This is a genomic window from Cellulomonas sp. NEAU-ZC6 (genome assembly GCF_056844425.1).
The window spans coordinates 22330-41895 of sequence record NZ_JBXFYH010000003.1 but is presented as its reverse complement, the minus strand read 5'-3'; the positions used below and the strand labels follow the sequence as shown (position 1 = coordinate 41895).

General features: G+C 75.7%; 19 protein-coding genes. 5 read left to right on the top strand and 14 right to left on the bottom strand.

The features are described from left to right. Positions 1–46: 46 nt before the first annotated feature. The gene (ilvD, locus tag AC1050_RS13760) at positions 47–1909 is read right to left on the bottom strand and encodes a dihydroxy-acid dehydratase (RefSeq protein ID WP_482387970.1); all 1863 of its coding nucleotides are present in this window, start codon (positions 1907–1909) and stop codon (positions 47–49) included. 167 nt (positions 1910–2076) lie between these two features. Then, on the bottom strand, positions 2077–2757 hold the full coding sequence (locus tag AC1050_RS13755) for a VOC family protein (RefSeq protein WP_482387969.1): 681 nt from the start codon (positions 2755–2757) through the stop codon (positions 2077–2079). Positions 2758–2882: 125 nt separating this feature from the next. Here AC1050_RS13755 and AC1050_RS13750 point away from each other — a divergent pair, with 125 nt between their 5' ends. The 3 genes from AC1050_RS13750 to AC1050_RS13740 all read left to right on the top strand — a co-directional run bounded on the left by AC1050_RS13750 (position 2883) and on the right by AC1050_RS13740 (position 6332). After that, positions 2883–3644, top strand: a complete 762-nt coding sequence (locus tag AC1050_RS13750) for a MerR family transcriptional regulator (protein WP_482387968.1) — start codon at positions 2883–2885, stop codon at positions 3642–3644. 327 nt (positions 3645–3971) lie between these two features. Next, the gene (locus AC1050_RS13745; RefSeq protein WP_482387967.1) at positions 3972–5333 is read left to right on the top strand and encodes a cryptochrome/photolyase family protein; all 1362 of its coding nucleotides are present in this window, start codon (positions 3972–3974) and stop codon (positions 5331–5333) included. Positions 5334–5765: 432 nt separating this feature from the next. After that, positions 5766–6332 carry a DoxX family protein gene (locus AC1050_RS13740; protein WP_482387966.1) on the top strand — a complete coding sequence of 189 codons (567 nt, stop codon included), beginning with the start codon at positions 5766–5768 and terminating at the stop codon, positions 6330–6332. A 69-nt stretch (positions 6333–6401) separates the two neighbouring features. Here AC1050_RS13740 and AC1050_RS13735 read toward each other — a convergent pair whose 3' ends face one another. The 7 genes from AC1050_RS13735 to ligA all read right to left on the bottom strand — a co-directional run bounded on the left by AC1050_RS13735 (position 6402) and on the right by ligA (position 14543). Continuing rightward, positions 6402–6947 carry a GNAT family N-acetyltransferase gene (locus AC1050_RS13735; RefSeq protein WP_482387965.1) on the bottom strand — a complete coding sequence of 182 codons (546 nt, stop codon included), beginning with the start codon at positions 6945–6947 and terminating at the stop codon, positions 6402–6404. Positions 6948–7059: 112 nt separating this feature from the next. Next, complete coding sequence (gene gatB / locus AC1050_RS13730; RefSeq protein ID WP_482387964.1) at positions 7060–8568, bottom strand: Asp-tRNA(Asn)/Glu-tRNA(Gln) amidotransferase subunit GatB; 1509 nt, start codon at positions 8566–8568, stop codon at positions 7060–7062. Next, the gene (gatA, locus tag AC1050_RS13725) at positions 8565–10079 is read right to left on the bottom strand and encodes an Asp-tRNA(Asn)/Glu-tRNA(Gln) amidotransferase subunit GatA (RefSeq protein WP_482387963.1); all 1515 of its coding nucleotides are present in this window, start codon (positions 10077–10079) and stop codon (positions 8565–8567) included. Before gatA ends, gatB begins: the two co-directional genes overlap by 4 nt. 1 nt (position 10080) lies before the next feature. Beyond that, positions 10081–10377, bottom strand: a complete 297-nt coding sequence (gene gatC, locus AC1050_RS13720) for an Asp-tRNA(Asn)/Glu-tRNA(Gln) amidotransferase subunit GatC (RefSeq protein WP_482387962.1) — start codon at positions 10375–10377, stop codon at positions 10081–10083. A 10-nt stretch (positions 10378–10387) separates the two neighbouring features. Continuing rightward, on the bottom strand, positions 10388–10801 hold the full coding sequence (locus tag AC1050_RS13715; protein WP_482387961.1) for a pilus assembly protein CpaE: 414 nt from the start codon (positions 10799–10801) through the stop codon (positions 10388–10390). 50 nt (positions 10802–10851) lie between these two features. Then, positions 10852–12093, bottom strand: a complete 1242-nt coding sequence (locus AC1050_RS13710; RefSeq protein WP_482387960.1) for a GNAT family N-acetyltransferase — start codon at positions 12091–12093, stop codon at positions 10852–10854. Beyond that, positions 12090–14543 (bottom strand): NAD-dependent DNA ligase LigA, encoded by a 2454-nt coding sequence (gene ligA / locus AC1050_RS13705; protein ID WP_482387959.1) that lies wholly within the window; start codon positions 14541–14543, stop codon positions 12090–12092. The genes AC1050_RS13710 and ligA overlap by 4 nt, the downstream gene beginning before the upstream one ends. Before the next feature lie 130 nt (positions 14544–14673). On the opposite strand from ligA, the gene AC1050_RS13700 reads away from it, so the two are divergent. Both AC1050_RS13700 and AC1050_RS13695 read left to right on the top strand, forming a co-directional pair. Next, positions 14674–14898: a helix-turn-helix domain-containing protein gene (locus AC1050_RS13700; protein ID WP_482387958.1), complete on the top strand. Its 225-nt coding sequence runs from the start codon at positions 14674–14676 to the stop codon at positions 14896–14898. A gap of 112 nt (positions 14899–15010) precedes the next feature. Further along, on the top strand, positions 15011–15388 hold the full coding sequence (locus AC1050_RS13695; RefSeq protein ID WP_482387957.1) for a DUF6907 domain-containing protein: 378 nt from the start codon (positions 15011–15013) through the stop codon (positions 15386–15388). A gap of 52 nt (positions 15389–15440) precedes the next feature. On the opposite strand, the gene AC1050_RS13690 is transcribed toward AC1050_RS13695, so the two are convergent. The 5 genes from AC1050_RS13690 to AC1050_RS13670 form a co-directional block, all read right to left on the bottom strand. Beyond that, complete coding sequence (locus tag AC1050_RS13690) at positions 15441–15638, bottom strand: helix-turn-helix domain-containing protein (protein WP_482388395.1); 198 nt, start codon at positions 15636–15638, stop codon at positions 15441–15443. Positions 15639–15721: 83 nt separating this feature from the next. Beyond that, positions 15722–16177 carry a hypothetical protein gene (locus tag AC1050_RS13685; RefSeq protein WP_482387956.1) on the bottom strand — a complete coding sequence of 152 codons (456 nt, stop codon included), beginning with the start codon at positions 16175–16177 and terminating at the stop codon, positions 15722–15724. Continuing rightward, positions 16174–17235 carry a uroporphyrinogen decarboxylase/cobalamine-independent methonine synthase family protein gene (locus AC1050_RS13680; RefSeq protein WP_482387955.1) on the bottom strand — a complete coding sequence of 354 codons (1062 nt, stop codon included), beginning with the start codon at positions 17233–17235 and terminating at the stop codon, positions 16174–16176. Before AC1050_RS13680 ends, AC1050_RS13685 begins: the two co-directional genes overlap by 4 nt. Next, the gene (gene mnmA / locus AC1050_RS13675) at positions 17232–18356 is read right to left on the bottom strand and encodes a tRNA 2-thiouridine(34) synthase MnmA (RefSeq protein WP_482387954.1); all 1125 of its coding nucleotides are present in this window, start codon (positions 18354–18356) and stop codon (positions 17232–17234) included. The genes AC1050_RS13680 and mnmA overlap by 4 nt, the downstream gene beginning before the upstream one ends. Next, a complete protein-coding gene (locus tag AC1050_RS13670) occupies positions 18356–19561 on the bottom strand; it encodes a cysteine desulfurase family protein (protein WP_482387953.1) in 1206 nt (401 codons plus the stop codon). Before AC1050_RS13670 ends, mnmA begins: the two co-directional genes overlap by 1 nt. Positions 19562–19566: the final 5 nt, after the last annotated feature.

The window sequence follows — 19566 nt, the reverse complement described above, 5'->3', positions numbered from 1 at the left end:
GACGCGAGACGCTCCTGACGTGCCGGAGCGTCTCGCGTCGTGACCGTCAGCCGCGGCGGATGCGGCTCACGTCGCGCACGGCGCCGCGGTCGGCGCTGGTGGCCATCGCCGCGTACGCCTGCAGCGCGGGCGACACGTAGCGGTCGCGGTCCACCGGCTGCCACGGGTTCTCCCGCGCCTCCATCTTGGCGCGGCGCTCGGTGAGCACCGCGTCGGGCACGTTGACCCGGATCAGGCGGGTCTCGACGTCGATCTCGATCTCGTCGCCGTCCTCGATCAGCCCGATGGTGCCGCCGGCGGCGGCCTCGGGGCTGACGTGGCCGACGGAGATGCCGCTCGACCCGCCGGAGAACCGGCCGTCGGTGATCAGCGCGCACACCTTGCCCAGGCCGCGGCCCTTGATGAACGACGTCGGGTACAGCATCTCCTGCATGCCGGGGCCGCCGGCCGGGCCCTCGTAGCGGACGACCACCACGTGACCCGGCTCGACCTCCTTGCGCAGGATCTTGTCGACCGCCTCGTCCTGCGACTCGCACACCAGCGCGCGGCCGACGAAGTGGAACACGTCCGGGTCGATGCCCGCGGTCTTGATGATCGCGCCGTCCTCGGCGAGGTTGCCGCGCAGCACCGCCAGGCCGCCCTCGACCGTGTAGGCGTGCGGGACGTCGCGGATGCAGCCCGCCGTCCCGTCGGTGTCCAGCGACTCCCAGACGTTCGAGGTCGAGAACGCCTGGGTGGTGCGCACGCCGCCCGGTGCCGCGTGGAACAGCGCCGTGGCCCGCTCGGTCGCCTTGCCGCCGCGGACGTCCCAGTCGTCCAGCCAGGCGCGCAGCGTCGGGGTGTGCACGCTGGTCACGTCGTGGTCCAGCAGCCCGCCGCGGTCCAGCTCGCCGAGCAGCGCGGGGATGCCGCCGGCCCGGTGCACGTCCTCCATGTGGTAGTCCGGGTGGTTCGGCGCGACCTTGGCCAAGCAGGGCACCCGCCGGCTGATCTCGTCGATGTCCGCGAGCGTGAAGTCGACCTCGGCCTCCTGCGCCGCGGCCAGCACGTGCAGCACCGTGTTGGTGGAGCCGCCCATCGCGACGTCGAGGGCCATGGCGTTGGCGAACGCGGCGCGGGTGGCGATGCCGCGCGGGGCCGCGGTGTCGTCCTCGTCGTCGTAGTACCGGCGGGCCAGGTCGACGATCGTGCGGCCGGCCTCGAGGAACAGCTCGCGGCGCGCCGAGTGGGTCGCCAGCGTCGAGCCGTTGCCCGGCAGGGACAGGCCGAGCGCCTCGGTGAGGCAGTTCATCGAGTTCGCGGTGAACATGCCGGAGCACGACCCGCAGGTCGGGCAGGCGTTCTCCTCGACGGTGGCCAGCGCCTGGTCGGACACGTTGTCGTCCGCGGAGTAGTTGATCGCGTTGATCAGGTTCAGGGGGGTCTTCGCGACGCCGTCGGCGACCACCGCCTTGCCGGCCTCCATCGGCCCGCCGGACACGAAGACCACCGGGATGTTCAGCCGCAGCGCCGCGTTCAGCATGCCGGGCGTGATCTTGTCGCAGTTGGAGATGCACACCAGGGCGTCGGCGCAGTGCGCCTGCACCATGTACTCGACCGAGTCGGCGATCAGGTCGCGGCTGGGCAGCGAGTAGAGCATCCCCGCGTGACCCATGGCGATGCCGTCGTCGACGGCGATGGTGTTGAACTCCTTCGCCACGCCGCCGGCCTCCTGGATCGCGGACGCCACCAGGTCGCCCATGTCCTTGAGGTGCACGTGCCCCGGGACGAACTGGGTGTACGAGTTCGCGATCGCGATGATCGGCTTGCCGAAGTCCTCCGAGCCCATGCCGGTCGCGCGCCAGAGCGCGCGGGCACCGGCCATGTTGCGGCCGTGGGTCGAGGTACGGGAGCGCAGGGGACGGCTCACGGGACAGCTCCTTCGCACAAGCACAGGCGTCGTCGCGGCGGCGACGCCCGGACACGGTACGTCCGCGCCGGTCAGGCCCGTGTCCGGCGTCCGTCCTGTGATCGACCACCAGCCGAGACGCCTGCCTCGTCCGGCAGCGTCCGCCGTCGTCGCGGCGCCGGGCAGCGTCAGCCGTCGCCGCGCGCCTGCCACGTGCACACGCAGGCCTCGTTGCCCTCCGGGTCCGCGAGCACCCAGAACGCCGGGGCGCGGCGGTCGGACAGCAGGGTGCCACCGGCCGCGATCGCCGCGGCGACCCGGGCCTCCGCCTGGTCGTGCGGCACCGTCACGTCGACGTGGATCCGGTTGCGCTGCGGGCGCGGGGCGTCCATCTGCTGGAACCAGTACCCCGGGCCGAGCGCGCCCGGGTCCGCGAGCGCGGGGTCGTCCGGGTCGGTGCCGGGCTCGTGCACGTAGCCGAGCACGGCACGCCAGAACGGGGCGACGGCCGGGATGTCCAGGGCGTCGATCGCGATCTCCTGAGACGTCAGCAGCGCCGGGTCGCCGTGCAGCCCGAGCTCGTCGGCGAGCGCCGAGACGGCGCCGGCCAGCGCGAGGTCGGCCTCCGTCAGGCCGTGCGCCGCCTCGGTCGTCGTCCGGATCTGCACCTGGTCCGGCCGCAGCGTCACGTCCGGCCGCGCACCGACCCGGGCGGCGGCCTCGGCGACGCGGGTGACGAACGCCGCGCCGGTCGCGAGGTCGGGCACCCGGAACGCCGCCTGCAGCCACAGCAGGAGCACCCGCCAGTGCCGCGGGTCGACCCGCTCGGTGGCCGCTCCTGGACCGATGACCTGCGCCGGTGTCGTCATGGGAGGCAGCCTGCCACGGGGGTCCGACACCGGGTCCGGCACGCGCTTGCGGTTGACGCCGCGTCAACGCCTACGGTCGGGTGTCGACGGCGGAGGGACCGCCGTCGCAGGCACCGGAGGGCACCATGACCGTCGACGTCGAGCGGTGGACCACCGCCGAGGTGGTCCGGCTGTCGGGCGTGACGTCCCGGACGCTGCGGCACTACGACGCGATCGGGCTGCTGCGGCCGGCCGGCACCGCGCCGGGCGGCCAGCGCGCGTACGGGCGCCCGGAGCTGCTGCGGCTGCAGCAGGTCCTCGTGCTGCGGGAGCTCGGGGTCGGGCTCGGCACCATCGCCGAGATCCTCGACGACGACGCCCCGCGGGCCGACCGGCTGCGCGAGCACCACGCGTGGCTGCTGGCGGAGCGGGACCGGCTGGACCGGCTGGCCCGCACCGTCGCCTGCACCATCGAGTCCCTGGAAGGGGGCACCGTCATGCCGACGGAGCAGCTGTACGACGGGTTCGACCACCGCCGGTACGAGGACGAGGCGCGCGAGCGCTGGGGCGAGGCCGCCGTGGACCGCGGCAACCGGGCGTGGGACACCATGTCCGACGCCGAGCGGGCCGACCACCAGCGGGAGGGGAAGGCCGTGAGCGAGGGGCTCGCCGCGCTGCTGTCCACCGGCACCCCCGTCGCCGACCCGGCCGTCCGCGACCTGGTGGCGCGGCACCACGCCTGGGTGGCCCGGTTCTGGACGCCGACGGCCGAGGCGTACCGCGGCCTGGGCGCGTTGTACGTGGACGACGAGCGGTTCGCGGCCACCTACGACGCCGTCGCTCCCGGGCTCGCGGTGTACCTGCGGGACGCCATCGCCGCGCACGCGGACGACGTCGCCACGGGCTGACGCCGGCCCGGGACAGATCGGGACCAACGGCCCAGCCGCGGCGCGCGGCGCGACGGCAGGCTGGTCCCACGGATCGGGCGTCACCTCTCCCCCGGGGTGACCACCGGGCTCGCGCCCGCGGTCCGCTCGGTCACCTGACGACGACGACCCGTCGCCAGGTACCCAGTCGCGGCACCACCGGCTCATCGCCCGGGCCGGTGGTGCCTCGACGCACGCCGCGACGCGGCCGCCCGCACCGTGCCGGCGGCCCCGACGCCCCGGTGCGACCCGCCCGTGCACGCAGCGAGCCCGGTCGCGTGCCACCGCGCCGCTGACTACCGTCGCCGGGTGACCGCCCTGCACTGGTTCCGCCGCGACCTCCGGCTCGGCGACAACCCGTCCCTGCACGCCGCCGCCGCATCCGGGGACGTCCTCGCGCTCTACGTGCTGGACCCACGGCTGTGGGCGTCGGCGGGCGCGCCCCGCCGGGCCTACCTCGCGCGGAGCCTCGCGGCGCTCGACGCGCAGACCGGCGGCCGGCTGCTGGTCCGCCACGGCCACCCGCGGGACGTGGTCCCGGCCGTCGCACGCGAGGTGGAGGCGGGCACGGTGCACGTCGCCGCGTCCTACGAGCCGTTCGGCCGCCGGCGGGACGACGACGTCGAGTGGCAGCTCGAGGACGCGGGCGTGCAGCTGGTCCGGACCGGCTCGCCCTACGCGGTCGCCCCGGGCCGGGTCCGCAACGGCTCCGGCAAGCCGTACCAGGTGTTCACCCCGTTCCGCCGCGCGTGGGCGCAGCACGGCTGGCACTCCCCCGCCCCGGACGCCGCGGCGACCGCGGACCGCGTGACCTTCCTCGACGGCGGCCGCTCCGACGGCGTGCCCGACGCCCCGGTGCCCGACGGGCTCGAGCTGCCCGAGGCCGGGGAGCCCGCCGCGCTCGCCCGCTGGCGGGAGGTGCGATCCGGCGCCCTCGCGCAGTACGACGACGAGCGCGACCGTCCCGACCTGGACACGACCTCGCGGCTCTCCGTGCCGCTCAAGTGGGGCGAGATCCACCCCCGCACGATCCTGGCGGACCTGTCCCGCAAGCGGGGCGCGGGGCCCGACACGTTCCGCAGCCAGATCGCCTGGCGCGAGTTCCACGCCGACGTGCTGTTCCACCACCCGCGGGCCAACCACGAGTCGCTGACACCGGTCGTCCCCGAGGCGGCCTGGGTGAACGGCGACCAGGAGCGCGCGCACCTGGAGGCCTGGGCGGCCGGCCGCACCGGGTACCCGATGGTCGACGCCGGCATGCGGCAGCTGCGGCACGAGGGCTGGATGCACAACCGGGTGCGGATGCTGGTGGCGTCGTTCCTGGTCAAGGACCTGCACGTGCGCTGGCAGCGGGGCGCCGACCACTTCATGGCGTGGCTGGTGGACGGCGACCTGCCGCAGAACCAGATGAACTGGCAGTGGGTGGCCGGCACCGGGCGGGACGCCTCGCCCTACTTCCGGGTCTTCAACCCGGTGACGCAGGGCGTGAAGTTCGACCCGGACGGCTACTACGTCCGCCGCTGGGTGCCCGAGCTGCGCAACGTGCCCGGCAAGGCCGTGCACGAGCCGTGGAAGCTGCCCCGCGCGGCGGCTCCCGACTACCCGGAGCGGATCGTCGACCACGCCCACGAGCGCGCGGTCACCCTGGGCGCGTACCAGTCCATGCGCTGACCCGCCCCGCCCGCGCCGCCCGCGCCGCCACGCCCCCGCGCCCCGCGCCCCGCGCCCCGCGCCCCGCGCCCCGCGCCCGCGCCCCGCGAGGTCGTCACTACGTGGCGAGGTCGTCACCTGCACATGACGACCTCGCGCCGGTGTGACGACCTCGTGCTGCGCCGCCCGCCCCCGCGCCCGCGCCGCCCGCACCCGCTCCCGCCCGCACCCGCACCCGCGCGCTGCCTGCGCCCGCGCCGTCCCCGCCCGGGTGCCGTCGTCCGGATCGGGCGGGACGGAGGTCCCACCGAGCCGGCTCAGGCGGTGCGCCGGCGGCCGGCACGGGGACCGGAGAACCGGATCTGGGACTTCGGTCCGGGGCGCGGAGCCGTTCGCAGGAGGACATTGGGAATGTCATCACAAGGACGAACCCGAACGAACGAGAGCCCGATCATGACCACGATCAGCACCCCCCGCACCGCCGCAGCCCCCGCTGCCGCGCGGACCCAGGACGAGGTCGTCACCACCGTGCGCGCCCGCCGCAGCCTCGCGGTGCTCCGCCTGGCGACCGGGTTCATCTTCCTGTGGGCGTTCCTCGACAAGACCTTCGGCCTGGGCTACTCGACGCCGTCGGAGCGCGCCTGGGTCAACGGCGGCGCACCGAGCCAGGGCTTCCTGAACAGCCCCGCGGTCATCGGCCCGTTCGCGGACTTCTTCCGCTCGATCGCCAGCCCGGCCACCGACGTGCTGTTCATGCTCGGCATGCTGGGCGTCGGTGCGGCCGTGGTGCTCGGCATCGGCACCCGCGTCGCCGCCGGCGCCGGCTCGCTCATCATGCTGATGATGTGGGTGGCCGAGTGGCCGCTGCAGGCCGGCTCGAGCAACCCGGTCGTCGACTACCACGTCATCTACGCGATCGCGCTGGTCGTCATCGCCCTCACCGCCGCCGGCGACACCTGGGGCCTCGGCCGCTGGTGGAAGAGCCTGCCGGTGGTGGACAAGAACCGCTGGCTCGTCTGAGCACCCGCACCGACGAGGCGCCGGTCCCCCTGCCGAGGGGGACCGGCGCCTCGTGCGTGCACCCGCGGGTCAGGCGGCGCTCAGCGCCCGGTACTCGTCGTCGAGCATCCCCATGACGATCGCGTCGCACCACCCGGCGCCGTCGCGGTACGCGTCCCGCCGCCGGCCCTCGACGACGAAGCCGATGCTCTCGTACAGGGACCGGGCACGGGCGTTGATGCTCAGGACGTCCAGGCCGACGCGGTGCAGGCCGATCCCGTCGAACGCGAGGCCGAGCACCAGCTGGATCGCCTCGGTGCCGTAGCCGCGGCCCCGGTAGGCGGGGCGCATGACGAGCTGCAGGCCGGCGGAGCCGAGCTTCTCGTCGATCGGCTCCAGCACGATCTCCCCGAGGTACTCGTCCGACCCGTTGGCGGTGATCGCCAGGTCGATCCGGCCCTCCATCCCGGCGACGGCCGCGCACCACGCGTCGACCATCGGGCGGGTGAACTCCGTCGTCGACCCGATGATCCGCATGCCCTCGGCGTCGTTCACCATGTCCCACATCGCCGCGGCGTCGTCCGCGCGGACGGGTCGCAGGTGGATCATCTCGCCCTCGAGCGTGGGCTTCTCCATCAGTTCCTCCCCTGCCGATGACCCGATGCTAGGCACTCCGGGTGACCGGGATGTTTCGCCACGCACGACGACGGCGGCGCACCCGTCGCAGGTGCGCCGCCGTCGTGGTGCCTCAGGCCTGGACGCGCTCCAGCACGAGCTCGCGGACGCGCCCGGCGTCCGCCTGCCCGCGGGTGGCCTTCATGACCGACCCGATGATGGCGCCGACCGGGCCCAGGTTGCCGCCGCGGATCTTCTCCGCGATGTCCGGCTGCGCGGCGAGCGCGGCGTCGATGGCCTCGAGCAGCGGGCCGTCGTCGGAGACGACCTCGAGCCCGCGCGCGACGACGACCGCCTCCGGGTCGCCCTCCCCCGCGAGCACGCCCTCGAGCACCTGGCGCGCGAGCTTGTCGTTGATCCGGCCCGCGTCGACCAGCTGCTGCAGCTGACCGATCTGCGCCGGCGTGATCGGCAGGTCGCCGAGCTCGACCTCCTGCGCCTTCGCTGTGCGGGCCAGCTCGCCCATCCACCACTTCCGCGCGGCGGCGGGGCTGGCACCGGCGGCCACGGTCGCCTCGATCAGCTCGATCGCGCCCGCGTTCACCACGTCGCGCATCTCGGCGTCGGCGTAGCCCCAGTCGCCCTGCAGCCGGCGGCGCCGGGCGGCGGGCAGCTCGGGCAGCCCGGCGCGGATCTCCTCGACCCACTCGCGCGACGGCGCGACGGGCACCAGGTCGGGCTCCGGGAAGTACCGGTAGTCCTCGGCGTCCGACTTCACGCGGCCGGCCGTGGTGATGCCGGTGTCCTCGTGCCAGTGCCGGGTCTCCTGGGTGACGGTGCCCTGCGCGTCGAGGATCGCGGCCTGGCGGCTGATCTCGTACCGCACGGAGCGCTCGACGGACCGGAACGAGTTCACGTTCTTGGTCTCGGTGCGGGTGCCCAGCGGCGACTCCGGGGTCGGGCGCAGGGAGACGTTGACGTCGGCGCGCACGTTGCCGCGCTCCATCCGGGCCTCGGAGACGCCGAGCGCCCGGAAGATGTCCCGGAGCGTCTGCACGTAGGCGCGCGCGACCTCGGGGGCGCGCTCGCCGGCACCGACGATCGGCCGGGTGACGATCTCCACCAGCGGGATGCCGGCCCGGTTGTAGTCGACCAGCGAGTACTCGGCGCCCTGGATGCGGCCGGTCGACCCACCCACGTGGGTGTTCTTGCCGGCGTCCTCCTCCATGTGCGCGCGCTCGATCTCGACGCGGAACACCGTGCCGTCCTCGAGCTCGACGTCCAGGTACCCGTCGTGGGCGATCGGCTCGTCGTACTGCGACGTCTGGAAGTTCTTCGGGACGTCCGGGTAGAAGTAGTTCTTCCGGGCGAACCGGCAGGACTCGGCGATCTGGCAGTTCAGCGCGAGGCCGATCCGGATCGCGTACTCCACGGCGGTGCCGTTGACGGCGGGCAGCGCCCCCGGCAGGCCGAGCGACACCGGCGTCACCGCGGTGTTCGGCTCGTCGCCGAAGGTCTGCGGCGCGGCGTCGAACATCTTGGTCCGCGTGCCGAGCTCGACGTGCACCTCGATGCCGATGACCGGGTCGAACCGGGCCACGGCGTCGTCGTAGTCGACCAGGTCGACGGTCTGGGTGCTCACTCGCCCACCTCCAGCTCGGGAGCCTTGGCCAGCAGCGGGCCGCCCCAGTTCTTCTCCAGCATCGCCTCGAGGGCGGCGCCCACGCGGTAGAGCCGGTCGTCCGCCTTGGCGGGGGCCAGCACCTGGAAGCCGACGGGCAGGCCGTCGTCCGACAGGCCGTTCGGCAGCGACATCCCCGGCACGCCGGCCAGGTTGGCCGGGATGGTGGCGACGTCGTTCAGGTACATCGCCAGCGGGTCGTCGAGCTTCTCGCCCAGCTTGAACGCCGTGGTGGGCGCCGTCGGCGACACCAGCACGTCCGCCTGCGTGAACGCGGCGGTGAAGTCGCGCTGGATCAGCGTGCGGACCTTCTGCGCCGAGCCGTAGTAGGCGTCGTAGTAGCCGGCCGACAGGGCGTACGTGCCCAGGATGATCCGGCGCTTGACCTCGTCGCCGAAGCCGGCGCCGCGGGTGGCGGCCATGACCCGCTCGGCCGTGACCGGGCCCTGCGACGGCTCGACCCGCAGGCCGAACCGCATGCCGTCGAACTTGGCCAGGTTGCTGGACGCCTCGCTCGGCAGGATCAGGTAGTAGGCGCCGAGCGCGTAGTCGAAGTGCGGGCAGGAGACCTCGACGATCTCGGCGCCCGCGCCGCGGAGCAGCTCCAGCGACTCCTCGAACCGGGCCAGGACGCCGGGCTGGTAGCCCTCGCCCTGCAGCTCGCGGACCACGCCGACGCGCACGCCGGTGAGGTCGCCCGTCGCGCCCTGGCGGGCCGCGGCGACCAGGCCGGGCAGCGGCTCCGCGATGGAGGTGGCGTCGCGCGGGTCGTGCCCGCCGATCAGCTCGTGCAGCAGCGCCGAGTCGAGCACCGTGCGGGTCACGGGGCCCGCCTGGTCCAGCGACGACGCCAGCGCGATGAGGCCGTAGCGGGACACCGAGCCGTACGTCGGCTTCACGCCGACCGTGCCGGTGACCGCACCGGGCTGGCGGATCGAGCCGCCGGTGTCCGTGCCGATGGCCAGCGGCGCCTCGTACGCGGCGACGGCCGCGGCCGAGCCGCCGCCGGAGCCGCCGGGGATCCGGTCGAGGTCCCACGGGTTGTGCGTGTTGCCGTAGGCCGAGTGCTCGGTGGAGGACCCCATGGCGAACTCGTCCATGTTGGTCTTGCCGAGGATCGGCAGGCCCGCGGCCTTGATCCGCTCGACCAGGGTCGCGTCGTACGGCGGCACCCAGCCCTCGAGGATCTTCGAGCCGGCGGTGGTCGGCAGGCCCTGCGTGACGACGACGTCCTTGACGGCGATCGGCACGCCGGCCAGCGGGTGCAGCTCGGCGCCGGCGGCGCGCTGCTCGTCGACCTCGCGGGCGGTGGCCAGGGCCTGCTCGCCGGAGACGTGCAGGTAGGCGTGCACGGCGGGCTCGACGGCGGCGATCCGGTCCAGGTGGGCCTGGGTGGCCTCGACGCTGGTGACCTCGCGCGCGGTGAGCCTGTCGGCCAGGTCGGCGGCGGAGAGGCGGGTCAGGTCGGTCATGTCACTCCTCCCCGAGGATCTGCGGGACGAGGAACTTGCCGTCCTGCGACGCCGGGGCGCCGGACAGGGCCTGGTCCTGCGTCAGGGGCTGCTCGGGCACGTCGGGGCGGAACACGTTGGTCAACGGCAGCGGGTGGCTGGTGGCCGGCACGTCGGGCGTGGCGACCTCGCTGACCCGGGCGACCGACTCGACGATCACGTCGAGCTCGCCGGCGAGCCGGTCGATCTCCTCGGAGGTCAGGTCGATCCGCGCCAGGCCCGCGACGCGCGCGACCTCGTCACGAGAGAGGGAGGACATGCCTGCGAGTCTAGACGCGCGCGGCGGACACCAGGGCGAGCACGGCGTCGGCGTAGGCGTCGGCGGCCTGCTCGGCGGCGAACGACCGCTCGGGCTGGCCCGGCAGCTCGACGACCACCAGGTACGACCCGTCCAGCGCCCGGGCCAGGCTGCGGAACGTCCCGCCGAGCAGCTCGCGCAGCTGGTCCTCGCGCGGCAGCCACACCGCGTCCTCCTGGGTGACGGAGTCGAGCGCCCACTCGGTGGTGCCGTTGAACCCGAGCACCGTCCCCGACGGGTAGACGTGCGGCTCGATCGTCATCTCGCTGATCGTGAAGACGTCGCCCGCGAGCGCGGGCTGGCGCAGGGTGAAGCGGTCCCCGGACCGGGGCGTCCAGCGCAGGCCGGCCGCCTGCAGGAGCTCGGCGCGCTCGATCGCGATCATCGCGCCAGTATCGTCCGGCCCGCGCGCACCCGCTCGGCGACCGGGGCGGCTCAGCGCTCCCAGTAGGCGTAGCGCTCGGCGGGCCGGAACCCCTCCGCGGCGTACAGGTCGGCGGCGCCCTGGTTGCTCGTCTCCACCTGCAGGAACGCGCGCCGCGCGCCCCGCTCGGCGGCGACCCGCAGGCCGGCCCGGGTGAGCAGCCGACCCAGGCCCCGGCGGCGCGCGTCCGGCGCGACCGCCAGGCAGGCCAGGCCCGCCCAGCCCTCGGTGAGCGCCGCCCGCAGCACGGCGAGCACCGCGCCGTCGGGTGCCGTGGCGGTGAGGTAGAGCGCCGGCGACCCCAGCAGGACCCGCTCGGCGGCCTCCGTGTCCACGGCGTGCCCGTGCGCCTTCACGCCGAGCCAGCCGTCGAGCCAGGCGGCATCGGGCCGGTCGGCCACCGCGAGCCGCACCTCCGGCGGCGCCGCCGGCCGGGCGGGCGGCAGCGCGACGAGGTCCCGGACCAGCACGTCGGTGACCGCCGCCTCCGCGTAGCCGCGCGCGGCGAGCACGTCGGCGAGCCCCGGGGTGGCGGCGGAGCAGACCCGGACGACGGCGGGCAGCCCCGCCTCGGCGTACCGGGCCTCGACCCGTCCCAGCGTCGCGTCGAGGTCCGCCGGCGTGCCGAGCGGCAGCGCGCTGTTGGCGCGGCGGGTGAACCCGCCGGACAGCCCGAGCCGCCAGCCGTCCACCACCTCGGTGGTCACCGGCACCCAGGTCGCGGACTCGACGAGGACCCCGGGCGCGACCGGCGGGGTCCAGGTGAGCGTCTCGAGCGCGACGTGCTCGTGCGCCCAGTCGCGGTCCGGCGCGGCGACGAACCCGAGGCGGTCGTACAGCCGGCGCGCGGCGGCCATCGCCGGGCGCGTCGACAGGACGACGCCCCGTGCGCGCCGGGCGACGGCCTCGCGCAACGCCGCCGCCACGAGCCGCTCCGCGACCCCGCGGCGCCGGGCCTCCGGAGCGACGGCGAGCATCCGCAGCTCGAGCTCGCCGGGCTCGGCGATCTCCGCGTACGAGGTGCCGTACGGGGCCAGCGTCAGGGTGCCGAGGACGACCTCGCCCGCGTCTCCCGGCACGGTCGCGACCAGCAGCACCGCCTCGCGGGCCCTGCGGGCGGCGTCGCGCAGCTCGTCCGCGTACTCCGGGTCCGTCACCAGCAGACCGTCGGCGTGGTAAGCCTCGGCGGTCAGGGCGCCGGCCTGGTCGTGGTCCTCCGGCCGGGCGACCCGGACGTGCACCGGCGCCGTCACGCGTCCGCGTCCGGGGTCGCGCCGGGCTCGGGGGCCCCATCGGCCTCCGGGGCCGCGTCCGCGTCCGGGGCCCCGTCCGCGGCGGGCACGTCGCCCACCCCCGCGGGCCCCTGCGCCAGCAGCGCGACGAACCCGGCCTCGTCCAGGATCCGCAGCCCGAGCTCGCGCGCCCTGGCCTCCTTGGACCCGGCGTTCTCCCCCACCACCACGTAGTCGGTCTTCTTGGACACGCTGCCGGACGCCTTGCCGCCCCGGGACAGCACGGCTTCCTTGGCACCGTCCCGGCTGAAGCCGTCGAGGCTGCCGGTGACGACGACGGTCAGCCCCTCGAGCGTCCGGGGCGCCGAGGCATCGGGCTCGTCCGCCATGACGACGCCGGCCGCGCGCCACCGGTCCACGATGTCCGCGTGCCAGTCCTCGGCGAACCAGTCGAGGACCGAGTCGGCGATCGTGGGCCCGACGCCGTCGACGCCCGCCAGCGTCGCGCGCGCGGCCTCCGGGTCGGCGAGCGCGGCGCGCAGCGCGTCCATCGACCCGAACCGCTGCGCGATCGCGCGGGCGGCGGTCGGTCCGACGTTCCGGATGCTCAGCGCGACGAGCACCCGCCAGAACGGCTTGGTCTTGGCCGCGTCCAGCTCGTCCAGCAGCTTCTTGGCGGCCTCGGACGGCACGTCCTCGTACTCGGGCAGCGGCTGCCCGGCGGCCTCGGCGTCCCGGCGCGCCTTGACGCCGTACGTGAGCCGGCGCCGGAACGGGGTCCGCCGGCGCACGCTGCCGTCCTCGTCCACCCGCGGCTCGCCGGTCTCGGGGTCCCGGACCACGACCTGCACCTGCTGCAGCGCGGCGAAGCTGCGGGCGCGCACGCGGTCGCGCTCCTCCTCGGAGGCGTCCGGCGCCCAGCCGACCAGCTCGAACAGGTCGGCCTCGTTCACGACCGGCGGCACCTCGGGGATCTCGGGCTGGGTCAGGGCGGCCGCGGTCACCTCGCCCAGCGCCTCGATGTCGAGCGCACCGCGGGACCCGATGTGCTCGACGCGGCCGCGGACCTGCGCCGGGCAGCTCCGGGCGTTCGGGCAGCGCAGGTCGACGTCGCCCTCGCGCATCGGCCGCAGCGTCGACCCGCACTCGGGGCACTCGGTCGGCATTACCCAGTCGGTCCGGGGGTAGCCGTCGTCCGCGAGCGCCGTGACCGGTCCGACGATCTCCGGGATGACGTCCCCGGCCTTGCGCAGCACGACCATGTCCCCGGGACGGACGCCCTTGAGCGCGACGACGTCCTTGTTGTGCAGCGTCGCCATCGCGACGGTCGACCCCGACACCTTGACCGGCTCCATCACGGCGTACGGGGTGACGCGGCCGGTGCGGCCGACGTTCACCTCGATCGCCAGCAGGCGCGTGTTGACCTCCTCCGGCGGGTACTTGTAGGCGATCGCCCACCGGGGCGCGCGGCTGGTCGCCCCGAGCCGCCGCTGCAGCCCGAGGTCGTCGATCTTGATGACGACCCCGTCGATCTCGTGCTCGTACGCGTGCCGGTGCTCGCCGATCTCCGCGATGCGCGCCGTCACGTCGGCCAGGGAGGGGACGACCCGGTAGTGCGGGGACGTCGGCACGCCCCAGCCGGCGAGCAGCTCGTACACCTGCGACTGCCGCTCCAGCGCGACGGCGCCGGGACCCCACCGCAGCGCCCCGACGCCGTGCGCGTACATCCCGAGCGGCCGGCCCGCGGTCACGCGCGGGTCCTTCTGCCGCAGCGACCCCGCCGCGGCGTTCCGGGGGTTGGCGAACGGTGCCTTGCCGGCGGCGACCTGGGCCTCGTTCAGGCGCTCGAACGCCTCGACCGGCAGGAACACCTCCCCGCGCACCTCGATCTGCTCCGGGTGCGTCGCCGGGTCCCCCGCGAGGGTGTCCGGGATGCTGGCGATCGTGCGCACGTTGAGCGTGACGTCCTCGCCGGTGCGCCCGTCGCCGCGGGTCGCGGCGCGGACCAGGCGCGCCGGGCCGGCACCGGTGCGCTCGTAGAGCAGGGCGATGGCCAGCCCGTCGATCTTGAGCTCGGTCAGGTAGTCGACGGTCGCGTCCGGGGCGGACTCGAGGTCGCGGTGCACCCGCTCGGCCCAGGCCGCGACGTCCTCCGCGGAGAACGCGTTGTCCAGGGACAGCATCCGCTCGACGTGGTCGACCGCGCGGAACTCGGTGGAGAACGTCCCGCCGACGTTCTGCGTGGGCGAGTCCGGCGTGCGCAGCCCGTGGTCCGCGTACGCGTCCTCGAGCGCCTCCAGCCGGCGCATCGTCACGTCGTACTCGGCGTCGCTCGCGGCCGGCTCGTCCCGCACGTAGTAGGCGAACTGCAGCTCGCGCACGCGGTCCGCGAGCTCGGTCCAGCGCTGGCGGGCGCCGGCCTCGTCCAGGCCGGCGTCGTCGGGGGTCGTCTCGGGTCGTGTCGCGTCCACGCGCACATCATGCCGCGCGGCCCCGACAGCGCACCCGCGCGGGGACGGGTGGGGGTGGACGCGCGCGCCGCCGAGGTGCTACTCATAGGTCTGTAGACAGAGAAGTAGCGGGACACCGACCGTGGGCGCCATGGAAGGCGACCTGCAGGTGGACGTCGGGCGGCGCGTGCGCCGGATCCGGACCGAGCGCGGCATCAGCCAGGAGGAGCTGGCGCGTGCCGTGGGCGTGCACCGCACGTACCTCGGCGGGGTGGAGCGCGGCGAGCGCAACCTCACGCTCCGCTCGGTCGAGCGCCTGGCCGAGCGGCTGGGCGTCGACGTGCGGGTGCTGCTGGGCCTCGCCGACGGGGGCTGACCGGGCCCCTGTGGACGACGGCCCCGGGTTGTCGGTGGTCGCGGTCAGGGTGGTTCCGGACGAGGGGTACGGGCCGCCGAGGCCCCTCGGGAGACCGATCCGAGGAGGAGCCATGAAGACGACGGACCACCGACCGACCTGGCAGGTCGACACCTGCCCGCCCTGGTGCGTGGTGCTGCACGCCGAGGACGACCTCGAGGGCGACCGGGTGCACGTCAGCACGTCGATGTCGGTGCCGGCCCGCCAGCTGCTGGGCGGTGCTGCCCGGCCGGTGCACGCCCGGCCCGACGAGGTGCCGCCGCGCTCGCCCGAGTCGCTCGACCGCACGGCGCACGCGGACCTCGCCGTGGCCGTGCACCGGCGCGACGGGGCCCGCACCACCTGGGTGTACGCGGGCGACGGGTCGGTGCAGCTGCTGGAGCTCACCGCCGAGTCCTGGGCCCGCCTCGTGCCGGCGCTGGACCGCGCGCTGGACCTGGCCCGCGCGTGACCCGTCGCGGGTCCGGCCCCACCTCAGCCGCCCGGGTGGGGCCGGGCCCGCGTCAGTCGTCCCGCGCCAGGAGGGCGGACGGGTCCACGCCCAGCGCGTCGGCGAGGCTCTCGACCGTCTGGAGCGCGAGGTTCCGCTCGCCCCGCTCGATGCCGCCCACGTAGGTGCGGTGCCGGTCGATCGACTCGCCGAGCTCCTCCTGGGTCACACCTCGGCCGGTCCGGATCCGTCGGAGGTTGCGTCCGACCACGCGCTGCAGGTCACCGTTCACGCAGACGACGTTGGCGCGGGCGTGCGCTCAGGTCCACACACCGATCAGGAGCGCACCCGAGGTCAGGCGGCCGCGGATCCGCTCGCCGGGTCCCGTGCCGTGCGCCGGGACCGGATCGCCGCGGCGACCGCGACCGCGACGACCAGGACCCCGGCCGCCGCGACCACCGCGGCCACCGTCGCGACCGTCGCGGACCGCTCCGCCAGCACCGTCGTGCTCCGCTCCCCCTCCACGGTCCAGGTGCACACGGCCCGCGGCGGGAAGAGCGTCGAGGTCAGCGTGGCGTCGCCCGCCCCGTCCGTGGCCGCTGCCACGCAGGCGCCGGCGGGGTCGTCCGGGGCGGCCGCGTCGGACAGCCCGGTCCGCAGGCTCGCCGTGAGGAGACCGAGCCACAGCACCAGCAGGGTGACCAGGCCCGCGACGGCCAGCAGCGCACCGAGCGCGAGCCCGCCCGCCGTGCGCCGGCCGAGCCAGGTCGACCGCCTGCGCGCCGCGGGCCCGGCCACCGCCCGCGTCACGCCTCGCCCCGCTCGGCGACGAGCGCCGCGGCACGTCCCACCGTCGCCAGCGTGGCCCGCGCCGCCGCCGGGTCGACCACGGCGCCGCCCGGCCCGGTGAGCCCGCCGGACCCGCCGGGCACGGCAGGGCCGGCGGGTGCGAGCAGCACGACGTCCCGCAGCCCGGACCGGGACAGCCCGACCCGCTCCCAGCCCCGCAGCACCGCGTCCGCGACGCCGCGGACGTCCGGCCCGGCGCACTGCGACGTCTCCGGCTGCGGCACCCCCGCCCAGAGCGGGGTCCCGGCCTCGACCACCTCGGCGATCCGCTCCCACCAGCGCTCGTCCAGCCCGGCGACGTCGAGGCCGAGCGCGTCGGCCCCGGCCCCGCGGGCGGCGCCGATCACGGGGGCGCCCGTGCCGACGTGCAGCACCACGCGCTCCGCGCCGCCCGCACGGAGCAGCGTCACCAGCCGCGCCAGGCGCTCCGAGACCACCGGCGCCGGCACGGCGCGCAGCCGGGCGTAGCCGGAGAACGACGGCAGCACGCCCGCGACCACCTGGGCCAGCAGCGGCTCGTGCAGCAGCACCGTCGGCCGCGCGCCCGGCACGGACCGGCGCACCGCCGCCAGGTGCTCGGCGAGCCCGGCCCCCAGCGACTCCACCAGCTCGGCCACCGCGCCGGCGTCGCCGACGGCCCGGTCACCGCGCGCCAGGTACACGCTCGCGGCGAGCGTCAGCGGCCCGGACACCGGGACCACCAGGGGCCCGGCCCAGCCGTGCGCCGCGATCGCCAGCGCGTCCAGGTCGGCGCGGCGCGCCGAGTCCAGGCGCGAGGCGTCGCGGCCCGGGTGGTCGGCCAGCCGCCAGCCGTGCGGTCCCAGCTCGGCCGGCAGGTCCGCCAGCAGCCCGAGCGCGTGCGCCGCGAGGGTGCCGTACGGCCCGCGCTCGGCGAGCCGGACGGTCCAGGGCAGCCCTTCGACGCCGTCGGGCACGTCCGCCACGTCGCCGAGCACCGTCTGCTGCGCCTCGAGGGGCTCCGTGCCGGGCCACGCACCGGTGCCGGTGACCCCCGTCACGCCGTGGTCCCGGCGGTGACGGACGCCTGCACCCGGTGAGTCCGGTCGACCGTCGCCTGCCCCAGCACCGTGTCCCCCTCCGGCCCGCCGTAGAGCACCGCCGACTGCCCCGCGGCCACGCCGCTGAGCGTCCCCAGGACGCGGATCTCGAGCCCGCCGGCCGCCGTCGCCCGCGCGCGCACCGGCACCGTCGCGCCGTGCGCGCGGACCTGGAGCGCGCAGTCGGTCCACTCCGCCGGCGGGGCCGTGAACCACACGGCGTCGGTGGCGTCGACGCCGCCGACCGCGAGGTCCTCCGCCGCACCGACGACGACGCGGTTGGCCACCGGCTCGATGGAGAGCACGTACCGCGGGCGGCCGTCGGGCGCCGGCCGGCCGAGCTGCAGGCCCTTGCGCTGCCCGATCGTGTACCCGTAGGCGCCGTCGTGCGTGCCGAGCACGGTGCCCTCGGCGTCGACGACCTCGCCGGGCCGGGACCCGAGCCGGTCGCGCAGGAACCCGCGGGTGTCGCCGTCGGCCACGAAGCAGATGTCGTACGAGTCCGGCTTGGCGGACACGCTGAGCCCGCGCGCCGCGGCCTCGGCCCGCACCTCGTCCTTGGACGTCACGTCGCCGAGCGGGAACAGGGCGCGCGCCAGCCGCTGCGGCCCCATCACCGCCAGCACGTAGGACTGGTCCTTGGCGAGGTCGCGGGCGCGGCGCAGCACCGGCGTCCCGTCCGGCCCGGCCGACGCGCGGGCGTAGTGCCCGGTCGCGACGGCGTCGAACCCGAGGGCGAGCGCCTTGTCGAGCAGCGCGTCGAACTTGATGTGCTCGTTGCACCGCACGCAGGGGTTCGGCGTCCGGCCCGCCTCGTACTCGGCGAGGAAGTCCGCGACGACGGTGTCCTCGAACCGCTCGGACAGGTCCCACACGTAGTACGGGATGCCGAGCACGTCGGCCGCCCGGCGCGCGTCGCCCGCGTCCTCGATCGAGCAGCAGCCGCGCGAACCGGTGCGCATCTGGGCACGGTCGCGGGACAGCGCCATGTGCACGCCGACCACGTCGTGGCCGGCGTCGACCGCCCGGGCCGCCGCGACCGCGGAGTCGACGCCGCCGGACAGCGCCGCGAGCACCCGCATCAGGCGACCCCGGCCTTCGAGGACCCGGCGGCGCCCGCCAGGCCCGCCGCGCGCGCCCGCTCGACGACGCCCGGCAGCGCCGCGAGCAGCGCGGCCACGTCGTCCCGGGTCGACGACCAGCCCAGGCTGAACCGGAGCGCGCCGCGCGCGTCCGCCTCGTCCAGGCCCATCGCCAGCAGCACGTGGCTCGGCTGCGGGACCCCCGCCTGGCACGCCGACCCGGTCGAGCACTCCACCCCCGCGCTGTCCAGCAGGTAGAGCAGGGAGTCGCCCTCGCAGCCGGGGAACGTCAGGTGCGCGTTGGCGGGCAGCCGCTGCGCGCCGTCGGCCGGGCCGCGCAGCACGGCGTCGGGCACCGCGGCGCGCACGCCGGCCACCAGCTCGTCCCGCAGCGCGCCCAGGCGGGCGGCCGTCGCCTCGCGCCCGGCGACCGCGTGCGCGACGGCCACGGCGAACGCCGCGATCGCCGGGACGTCGAGCGAGCCCGACCGGACCCCGCGCTCCTGCCCGCCGCCGTGCAGCACCGGGACCAGGCCCAGCTCACGGCGGGCGAGCAGCGCGCCGACGCCGGTCGGCCCGCCGAGCTTGTGCCCGCTCACGGTCATCGCGTCCAGCCCCGAGGCGCCGAAGTCCACCGGGACCTGCCCGACGGCCTGCACGGCGTCGGCGTGCACCGGGACGCCCCGCGCGTGCGCCAGCCGGACGACGTCGGCGAGCGGCTGGACGGTGCCGACCTCGTTGTTCGCCCACATCACCGACACCAGGGCGACCGCGTCGCCGTGCTCGGCCAGCTCGTCACGGAGCGCATCGGTGCGCACGCGGCCCTCGTCGTCGACCGGCAGCAGCACGATCTCCGCACCGGCGTGCTCGGCGAGCCAGAACGCCGGGTCGAGCACCGCGTGGTGCTCGACCGCGGACACGAGCACCCGGCGCCGCGCCGGGTCCTGCGCGGTCCGCGCCCAGAACAGGCCCTTGACCGCGAGGTTGTCCGCCTCGGTCCCGCCACCGGTCAGCAGCACCTCGCTCGGACGGGCGCCGAGCGAGGCGGCCAGGGACTCCCGGGCCTCCTCCACGGCGCGCCGGGCCCGGCGGCCGGCGGTGTGCAGGGAGGACGGGTTGCCCGTCGTCGACAGGTGCTCGACCAGGACGGCAGCCGCCTCCGGGAGCACGGGCGTCGTGGCCGCGTGGTCCAGATACGCGCTCACCCGCA

Excerpts from the sequence above, each read along its gene's own strand:
- AC1050_RS13755 (WP_482387969.1), bottom strand. The coding sequence starts at position 2,757 with ATGACGACACCGGCGCAGGTCATCGGTCCAGGAGCGGCCACCGAGCGG.
- AC1050_RS13750 (WP_482387968.1), top strand. The coding sequence starts at position 2,883 with ATGACCGTCGACGTCGAGCGGTGGACCACCGCCGAGGTGGTCCGGCTG.
- AC1050_RS13740 (WP_482387966.1), top strand. The coding sequence starts at position 5,766 with ATGACCACGATCAGCACCCCCCGCACCGCCGCAGCCCCCGCTGCCGCG.
- AC1050_RS13735 (WP_482387965.1), bottom strand. The coding sequence starts at position 6,947 with ATGGAGAAGCCCACGCTCGAGGGCGAGATGATCCACCTGCGACCCGTC.
- gatA (WP_482387963.1), bottom strand. The coding sequence starts at position 10,079 with ATGACCGACCTGACCCGCCTCTCCGCCGCCGACCTGGCCGACAGGCTC.
- gatC (WP_482387962.1), bottom strand. The coding sequence starts at position 10,377 with ATGTCCTCCCTCTCTCGTGACGAGGTCGCGCGCGTCGCGGGCCTGGCG.
- AC1050_RS13715 (WP_482387961.1), bottom strand. The coding sequence starts at position 10,801 with ATGATCGCGATCGAGCGCGCCGAGCTCCTGCAGGCGGCCGGCCTGCGC.
- AC1050_RS13700 (WP_482387958.1), top strand. The coding sequence starts at position 14,674 with ATGGAAGGCGACCTGCAGGTGGACGTCGGGCGGCGCGTGCGCCGGATC.
- AC1050_RS13695 (WP_482387957.1), top strand. The coding sequence starts at position 15,011 with ATGAAGACGACGGACCACCGACCGACCTGGCAGGTCGACACCTGCCCG.
- mnmA (WP_482387954.1), bottom strand. The coding sequence starts at position 18,356 with ATGCGGGTGCTCGCGGCGCTGTCCGGCGGCGTCGACTCCGCGGTCGCG.